The sequence below is a fragment of the Vibrio sp. V08_P9A1T1 genome, assembly GCF_963874405.1.
GTDB lineage: Bacteria > Pseudomonadota > Gammaproteobacteria > Enterobacterales > Vibrionaceae > Vibrio > Vibrio anguillarum.
Genome location: NZ_CAWNIB010000069.1, coordinates 1 through 7801 on the forward strand (window position 1 = coordinate 1; position 7801 = coordinate 7801).

The following is a 7801-nucleotide window of genomic DNA, read 5'->3' on the forward strand; positions in this document are numbered from 1 at the left end:
GTTTTATAAACGATCAGTCAACAATTTTTGTAGAGAAACTTAATTATGGCTCGTAAAAGTAATTTCGATAGAGAGGAAAAACTGATTGTGGCAATGGATCTGTTTTGGAAAAAAGGGTACTCCAATACCGCCATTTCCGATCTAATTGATACGCTGAAAATTAACCGTTTTAGCCTTTATAATGCGTATGGTGATAAAAAAACGCTCTATTACGAAGCATTGGATAAATATCTGGTATCAGTACCACTCCCTCGCCTTGCTGAACTTAACCAAACGAACTCAGCGTTTGAAGAATTGACTGCTTTTCTTAAAGAATTTGCAAAATTGCAAAAAACAAGTTCATCGGGATGCTTCATGCAAAACGCCCTGATTGAACACGCAGGGCAAGATGAGTATGTGTTAGCAAAAGGCCAACAACTTTTTGACCAGTTACTAGCCGTTATTAGTCACGCACTACGAAACGCCCAGGAGCAAAAACAAATTGGTACATTGCTGGATGCAAATCAATTGGCAAAACTGGTACTGGTCCAGATGCAAGGAATTCGTGTAATGGGAAAAGCTAAGCGTTATGACGACATTAATGCTGCCTTAGAATCGTTATTGATATTGCTTAAGGGAAATGCTCCATGATAAAAGTGACAGTGTCTCGCTTAATAAAAGGCCACGACTTAAAGCAATCTATTGCCGCGTTGATAAAGCAAGAGAACATACAAGCGGGTAATATCGCTTCTTGTGTCGGGTGCCTATCTGAAATGCGCATCCGCCTCGCTGATGGCTCTTCAGAGCTACACCTTGTTGACGCATTTGAAATTGTCTCTTTGATAGGCACGCTAACCGCATCTCATCAACACTTGCACATTGCGGTTGCAGATAAAACAGGCAAAGTGATCGGTGGTCATCTTTTGGATGGTTGTCTTGTCAATACTACCGCAGAGCTGATTTTACATTCCTACCCTGACTTAGTGTTTGAGCGAGAATTTGATAATCAAACGGGCTACAGTGAGCTGGTGGCACCTTGTTAAAATCCCTTTAATGATAAAAGTGAATGTGCATATACTAGTCTTCATTCTGTAAAATGTGGTGAAGCGTGTTTTTTATTCACCCATTTCTCCCCAATAACGATAGGCAATTCGACGTTGAGCAATTTCCGTCTGTGAGCTATCTCTCACATCTGTTCTTTTTGTAATAACTCTGTATAATTCGCCGCCTATTTAACCATTGTTTATGTTCTGTTGATTTGGCGTCTGCACATCACTGATTCGCTAAACTGAATACCTAGGAAAACTCTCTTGATCTCTACCGCAAATATCACCATGCAATTTGGCGCTGAGCCTTTATTTGAAAACATTTCTGCAAAATTCGGTAACGGCAATCGCTACGGTTTGATTGGCGCTAACGGCTGTGGTAAATCGACGTTCATGAAGATCTTGAGTGGCGCGTTAACTCCCAGCTCAGGCAACGTCTCCATTACACCAGGGCTAAAATTGGGTGTGTTGAGCCAAGATCAGTTTGCTTTCGAACAATACACGGTAATTGATGCCGTGATTATGGGTGACCGTAAACTCTGGGAGATCAAGCAAGAGCGTGACCGCATTTATTCATTAGCCGAGATGAGCGAAGCCGACGGCATGAAAGTCGCCGAGCTTGAGAGCGAATACGCTGAAATGGATGGTTACACCGCCGAAAGTCGCGCGGGTGATATTTTGTTAAAAGCGGGAATTGAGGAATCGTTTCATTTTGGCTTGATGCAGCAAGTGGCTCCTGGTTGGAAACTGCGCGTTTTGTTGGCGCAAGCCTTGTTTGCCAACCCAGATATTTTGCTGCTCGATGAGCCAACCAACAACTTAGACATCCACACCATTGGTTGGTTGGCTGAAGAACTTAATCAGCGTAAATGCACCATGATTATTATTTCCCATGACCGTCACTTTTTGAACTCAGTGTGTACCCATATGGCTGATATTGATTACGGTGAACTGCGTATTTATCCGGGTAATTATGAGTATTTTCTTGAAGCGTCAAGCTTGATTCGAGAGCAGTTACTCTCTGGCAACGCGAAAAAAGCGGCCGAGATCAACGAACTGCAAGACTTCGTTAACCGCTTTGGTGCCAATGCTTCAAAAGCAAAACAGGCTAGCTCACGCGCAAAAAAAATGGACAAGATCAAGCTTGATGAAGTGAAATCCTCAAGCCGCATCAGTCCTTCGATTGATTTTGGTGAAGGAAAGAAACTGCATCGCCTTGCACTTGAACTACAAAATCTCGGCCACGCTTTTGGCGATGAACAGCTCTTCAACGGTGGCAATCTGCTGCTTGAGGCGGGCTCGCGTTTGGCGGTAATTGGTGAAAACGGCGTCGGTAAAACGACCTTTCTACGCTGCTTAGTCAAAGAGCTTCAGGCCAACCAAGGTGTGGTGAAATGGTCTGAGAACGCCTCCATTGGCTATTGCCCTCAAGACAGTACTGTCGATTTTGATAACGATCTGACTATCTTTGATTGGATCTCGCAGTGGCGCACCGTAAAACATGATGATTTGATGGTGCGTGCCATTCTTGGCCGACTACTCTTTACAGCTGATGATGTGAATAAGAAAGCAAGAAACTGCTCGGGTGGTGAGAAGAACCGTCTGCTATTTGGCAAACTAATGATGCAAGATATCAACGTGCTGATCATGGACGAGCCAACCAACCACATGGATATGGAAGCGATTGAAGCACTCAATAACGCGTTAAAGTCCTACACGGGGACACTGATTTTTGTTAGCCACGATCGCGAGTTTGTCTCTTCGCTGGCCACTTCGATCATGGATGTGAAAAACAAACAGTTGGTCTACTTCCAAGGTACGTACGATGAATACTTGGCTCATCAGCAGAAATTGTTAGCTGCGGCGTAATCAAACCAACGTCATAATTCTTGATACTTGTTGCCGCCAGAAATGACGGCAACAACGGATAATTTAGATTCTGCTGTTTAGTCTTAGCTTATTTTATCGGCCACTGACAAGCCGCCTACTTGTAACTCCAAGTCGTTTGGGTATCACTGTGATTTGTTATAACTCTGGTTTAACCCAAACATTGCTAAAATCAAACCAGCCTAACGCGTTGCATTTCGCGTTTTGTAATGCACCACATTGATCTTTGCTTATCCCTAACCAACAGTGGAACATCGGGATAATTTGCTGTTTTTCTATCAAAGACTTGCCAATCTCTTTGGCCGGAAATATAGCATTTGGATCGGCGCGCCATTCATCCACTAACTGGCACCAATACGAAAAATCTTCAGCGCGGCTTAAATGCTCGATATCACTGTAATCAAGTAACCATCCTGCTAACGCATCTTCTCTATGGTTGGCAATTCCCATCGGTTTGACCCAAACATCGACAGCATCGGTGTCTTCAACCGTCAAATCATATTTAACAAGCTCCACCGAAATTCCATCTTCTTTTAATAGCTGTTGTATTGTTTTCACTAAGCTTGGAAACATAGGATGTTGAGCATGATATGCAATGGTGATCGAACGCTCGCCCGGCGGTGTGGCGGCAACATCTCCCGATGACTGATGATACCAGCCCGGTTTCAGGCCATAGGCAGGTAACACCCCCAACTCGACCACTTTGTCTTCTGGTAATTGACGAAATAGGTTGAGAGTACTGAGCTTATTGGTGAGGTAGCGAGCCCAATTTACATCCGCGGCGACGCCATTTTTTCGATTGAGTAACAAGTAAGTACAGCCAGGATCAAGATCCACGTCTTCTGTAAATGAACCTCGCTTTGTTTTTATCGGATGCGATAAGCTAGGAAAAACCATCGAAGAATGTACTTCGTCAATCACCCACACTTCGACCCGGTCTAACAAAGGCCTAAATCCAAAATATCCATCAAACGCTTGCAAAACTAAGCGTTTTTCATCATTTAAAATGACTTTGTAAGGGCCAGTACCAATCGGCATTAAATCAAAATTATCACTACGATTGGACTCTGGTAGTAAAATCTTGGCACATGACTCAGATAAAAGAAGCGGTAAGCGACTATCCGCTTTTTGTAAAAAGATATCGATAACCCAGTTGGAGGGCGAGCTGATCCTATCAAGATGGGAGAATAAGTTCAGAAATCGCAATTCCCACAAACTTTGGATAACACCGTCGGTGGTAAGCAAATCACCATTGTGGAAACGAACCCCTGGGCGAAGATAAAAACGCCAATGTGTTGCTGTCACCGATTCCCATGTATGAGCGAGATCTGGCTGCAACTGTTCATATTCATCTAGCCGCGTTAATCCACTAAAAATTTGCATTACGATATGTTGCTCAGATCGACGCATGGATTTTAGCGGGTTTAGCATTGAAAGCGGGCGATAATAAGGCAACCGTATGACTTGCAGACCTTCTTGATGCTGAACACCAAGATAGCTTTGGATCACTTGCGTCAGTTTCGCCGCATCTTGATCCAGTACTGAAAATGCATGGCCAATTTTACCTTCATCCAAGTATCGACGCGCAAGGTTTTCACTGACATCACTGCGACTACGTTTAAAAATGAGATCGGATAATTTTCCACGCCCCGCCGCAGGACGCCATTCTATCCAGCCTTCATCCTCCATTTTATTTAGAACAATACGCGCATTACGGCGTGTGCAGAAAAGGATCTCGGTGATCTCTTCTAGCTGGACACCAACATCTTGGCCGTTAAAGTGCTCAAATAAGGATTCAAATTGAACGCGAAGTCGTGGGCTACTCATAAAGAGGAAATCTCAGTTTATAAAAAACAGAGATAGTTTCCTCATTTTATATTGGTTATGCAATAGTCTTAATCACTGTTTAAAGAATATTACAGCCGAGTTGTTGAGAAAGTTGCTGAATTTGCTCTTCGTTGTCCAACTTAATCGACCATTTACTTTCTGAGCAATTTACAGAGATGACATTCGCCCCTCTCCCAATGAGCTGAACAGCATCGGCTTGGGCTTGTAGCGTGATGGCGAGATCACCCAATACTCGTACCACTAATTCATGGGGTGTTACGATGATTTTTCCACCTGAAAATTCAATCACCATTTTATAAATCAACCTTGATAGCTTGAGAACGGTTACGAATTTTTTGTACTGCGACCGTCAAACGGCTGGTGCACACCAAACGTTCGCGCTCATCAGTGATATTGATTTGCCATACTTGCGTTGAAATACCAAGATGGATAGGTGTCGCTGTTCCTATAACCATCCCCTCTCGCATGGCGCGAACATGATTAGCATTAATGTCTAACCCTACACAATAGTGTTCTTGATCCACACTGAAGTTCGCGGCAACTGAACCTAGGGTTTCCGCAAGTACCACCGAGGCGCCACCATGCAGCATACCAAGCGGCTGATGGGTAAAGTGACAAACAGGCATGGTCGCAGACAAAGAGTGATCAGTATAATCGGTATAAATAATATTGAGATGCTCTATCAAGGTGTTTTTGGAGGTGGCGTTTAACGTTATTAAATCGATAGGCTTCTTCCAAATATCCATGCTTTTTTGTCTCATTCATCGTAAAAGAGATTCATTCTATACTTAAACAGTAACAACTTGCAGCGAGTAATCAGTCAGTTCCAGCGATTGAGATCCTGCCAACTACACATTTTCGAGACAGATCCGATCGCTCATAAATATTAACTGCAGTGTTGTCATTAGCAGTTTATCGGTGCTAAGAAGCCTCTTCATACAAAGATGTCATTTAAGCGCTTAAAGATGAGCACAAAAAATGCTCTGATACATGGCTTACAAGTGTCAACGTACCGAATCAAGTACCTAAAATGCGTAATGGCAGTTGTAGCAGCTCATCCCCTGTCGTTGCAAAACCCCAAATAATAGCGATAAGTGCAGCCACTAAGCTGACATACCAAAGTGAAGCTACAATTTGTCCATATCGATTCAGAGGTAGCAAATGACTTTGATGACGCTGCTTCCATTCCATCACAATTTCAATGCTGCCCATAATCAATAAAAAGCCGAACAGGGTTAATCCAAGCCAATAGCTCAAAATGACACCAGCGATCGCGGCAAGAGCACACAACGCAATCCCCAAAGTGCTGTTCATAGAAAAGCTGATGCTTTTTAACACGTGACCACCATCAAGCGGCAATATAGGCAATAGATTGAAGAGATTGAGAAAGGCATTAAAAACAGCAAGGCCGGCAAAAAATATCTCTCCTGTGATCCAGTACACGACAACCAGCACAACCGAGAGCAGCAAACCAAAAAATGGCCCCATAATTGAGATCACTACATCTTGCCAACGTGTATTGATTTTTTCATCACTTAATGCCAAGCCACCAAGAAATGGAATGAGATAAATGCCTTTAGTCTTCATACCAAAATACTTCATCGCTTTGATATGACCAAATTCATGGAACACCAAACAGGCAATAAGCGCCATAGCAAACTGGAAGGAAAATAACCACGAATAGGCTGCGATACTTGCTGACGCCAGAACAACTTTAATCAGCTTGGCACTTTTCAGTGCTTTCATGCCAAGCGATACTAGGCCGATAAGGCTAAAACGTCGCTCCGGCTTTGGCGGGCTATATGGTGTTTGTTTTTCAATGTCTTTTTCTGAACGCTCACCTTGCGTGACAATGTCACCATTGACTAATGCCTGATAACGAAGTTTAAAAGGCTGCCAACTCAGCTCGACATTCAGCTCACACTGGATCGGCGTTTCACCACTTAACAACTGAAATCTATGGGTCGTTGTCGCCTCGATATTCCCTGTCGCATCGCATTGCGCGACCAGTTGATTATCCCAATAGAGTTGCTGCCAGCCTGACATTGAACCTTCGAGACGAAGTGATTTTCCTAAAAATGGAGCGGAAAGGAGTTCCACAGTGATACCTACATACAAACATAAAAACGGCGTTCATTATGCCTTTGAGCAATAACAGCGTAAAGCACGATGCCCGTTTTCTTACTATTGAAGATGACTTAGTTCAATTCCCTCACGAATACCAAGCTTTTTGCCATCTCCCCTTTTAATTCCAGTCGTAACGTGGATAATACGCGCTTACATATTTTTACAAGGTGGGTACTATGTCTACTGAAGCAACTTTACTTGAACGCAGCCAATCAAAATGTGAGCTTTGTTCATCAGAATCTCCATTAGCTCCATTTGTGGTAGCGCCACACACTATGGTTACTGTTGACCATGCCGTTATGTTGTGTGATGTCTGCAAAGGCCAAATTGAGAACCCAGAAACAGTAGATGTGAACCATTGGCGTTGTTTGAACGACAGCATGTGGAGCCAAGAGCAACCCGTTCAAGTACTGGCGTGGCGTCAACTTAAGCGCCTTGCGGCCACTGAGGGTTGGGCTCAAGACCTACTTGATATGATGTATCTTGAAGAAGAAGCTGCAAAATGGGCTGAAATTGGTATGGATGATGATGCAGAAAAGCCTCGTGATGTGAATGGCGTAGAACTGAAAAAAGGCGACGACGTGACCATCATTAAAGATCTCCCTATCAAAGGCTCAAGCCAAGTCATTAAACAGGGTACTGTGGTTCGCGGTATCAGTTTAAGCGACGATCCTAAGTTGATCTCTGGTAAAGCCAATGGCCAATCGATGTATATCATTGCTGAATACTGTCGCAAAAAATAATAGCCATTGACGAATAAAACAAAGGCGCAACTTAGTTTGCGCCTTTGTTTTTCGGAAACCGTTGTTTTCATGAGCAGTGAAACTAGTAAATTTTAAATACAAAAAAGCCGACTATTTAATCCGTCGGCTTTTACATCTCTACACATTGAATTAACGGTATAAACCGATATC

Annotated in this window: 8 protein-coding genes; 4 read left to right on the forward strand and 4 right to left on the reverse strand. The window is 43.3% G+C overall.

What is annotated here, in order from left to right; all coding sequences use genetic code 11:
- The first annotated feature begins 45 nt into the window (after positions 1-45).
- From AACT21_RS03780 to AACT21_RS03790, 3 genes are all read left to right on the forward strand, one after another.
- Positions 46-630, forward strand: coding sequence for a TetR/AcrR family transcriptional regulator (locus AACT21_RS03780; RefSeq protein WP_013867811.1), 585 nt, complete (start codon positions 46-48; stop codon positions 628-630).
- Entirely contained in the window at positions 627-1022 is a 396-nt protein-coding gene (locus AACT21_RS03785) for a PPC domain-containing DNA-binding protein (protein ID WP_094147029.1), read from the forward strand. Before AACT21_RS03780 ends, AACT21_RS03785 begins: the two co-directional genes overlap by 4 nt.
- 267 nt (positions 1023-1289) lie before the next feature.
- Positions 1290-2894, forward strand: a complete 1605-nt coding sequence (locus AACT21_RS03790; RefSeq protein ID WP_094164549.1) for an ABC-F family ATPase — start codon at positions 1290-1292, stop codon at positions 2892-2894.
- A 156-nt stretch (positions 2895-3050) separates the two neighbouring features.
- On the opposite strand, the gene AACT21_RS03795 is transcribed toward AACT21_RS03790, so the two are convergent.
- The 4 genes from AACT21_RS03795 to AACT21_RS03810 all read right to left on the reverse strand — a co-directional run bounded on the left by AACT21_RS03795 (position 3051) and on the right by AACT21_RS03810 (position 6860).
- Positions 3051-4739 (reverse strand): SgrR family transcriptional regulator, encoded by a 1689-nt coding sequence (locus AACT21_RS03795; protein ID WP_094164550.1) that lies wholly within the window; start codon positions 4737-4739, stop codon positions 3051-3053.
- A 79-nt stretch (positions 4740-4818) separates the two neighbouring features.
- Positions 4819-5052 (reverse strand): DUF3389 domain-containing protein, encoded by a 234-nt coding sequence (locus tag AACT21_RS03800; RefSeq protein WP_010320752.1) that lies wholly within the window; start codon positions 5050-5052, stop codon positions 4819-4821.
- A gap of 1 nt (position 5053) precedes the next feature.
- Positions 5054-5506 (reverse strand): hotdog fold thioesterase, encoded by a 453-nt coding sequence (locus AACT21_RS03805; protein ID WP_010320753.1) that lies wholly within the window; start codon positions 5504-5506, stop codon positions 5054-5056.
- A 271-nt stretch (positions 5507-5777) separates the two neighbouring features.
- A complete protein-coding gene (locus AACT21_RS03810; RefSeq protein ID WP_026028966.1) occupies positions 5778-6860 on the reverse strand; it encodes a site-2 protease family protein in 1083 nt (360 codons plus the stop codon).
- A 203-nt stretch (positions 6861-7063) separates the two neighbouring features.
- Here AACT21_RS03810 and AACT21_RS03815 point away from each other — a divergent pair, with 203 nt between their 5' ends.
- Positions 7064-7630, forward strand: coding sequence for a PhnA domain-containing protein (locus AACT21_RS03815; protein ID WP_026027787.1), 567 nt, complete (start codon positions 7064-7066; stop codon positions 7628-7630).
- The last annotated feature ends 171 nt before the right edge of the window (positions 7631-7801 follow it).

Coding starts and splice junctions, on each gene's coding strand:
- AACT21_RS03780 (WP_013867811.1), top strand. CDS start 46: ATGGCTCGTAAAAGTAATTTCGATAGAGAGGAAAAACTGATTGTGGCA.
- AACT21_RS03785 (WP_094147029.1), top strand. CDS start 627: ATGATAAAAGTGACAGTGTCTCGCTTAATAAAAGGCCACGACTTAAAG.
- AACT21_RS03795 (WP_094164550.1), bottom strand. CDS start 4,739: ATGAGTAGCCCACGACTTCGCGTTCAATTTGAATCCTTATTTGAGCAC.
- AACT21_RS03800 (WP_010320752.1), bottom strand. CDS start 5,052: ATGGTGATTGAATTTTCAGGTGGAAAAATCATCGTAACACCCCATGAA.
- AACT21_RS03805 (WP_010320753.1), bottom strand. CDS start 5,506: ATGGATATTTGGAAGAAGCCTATCGATTTAATAACGTTAAACGCCACC.
- AACT21_RS03815 (WP_026027787.1), top strand. CDS start 7,064: ATGTCTACTGAAGCAACTTTACTTGAACGCAGCCAATCAAAATGTGAG.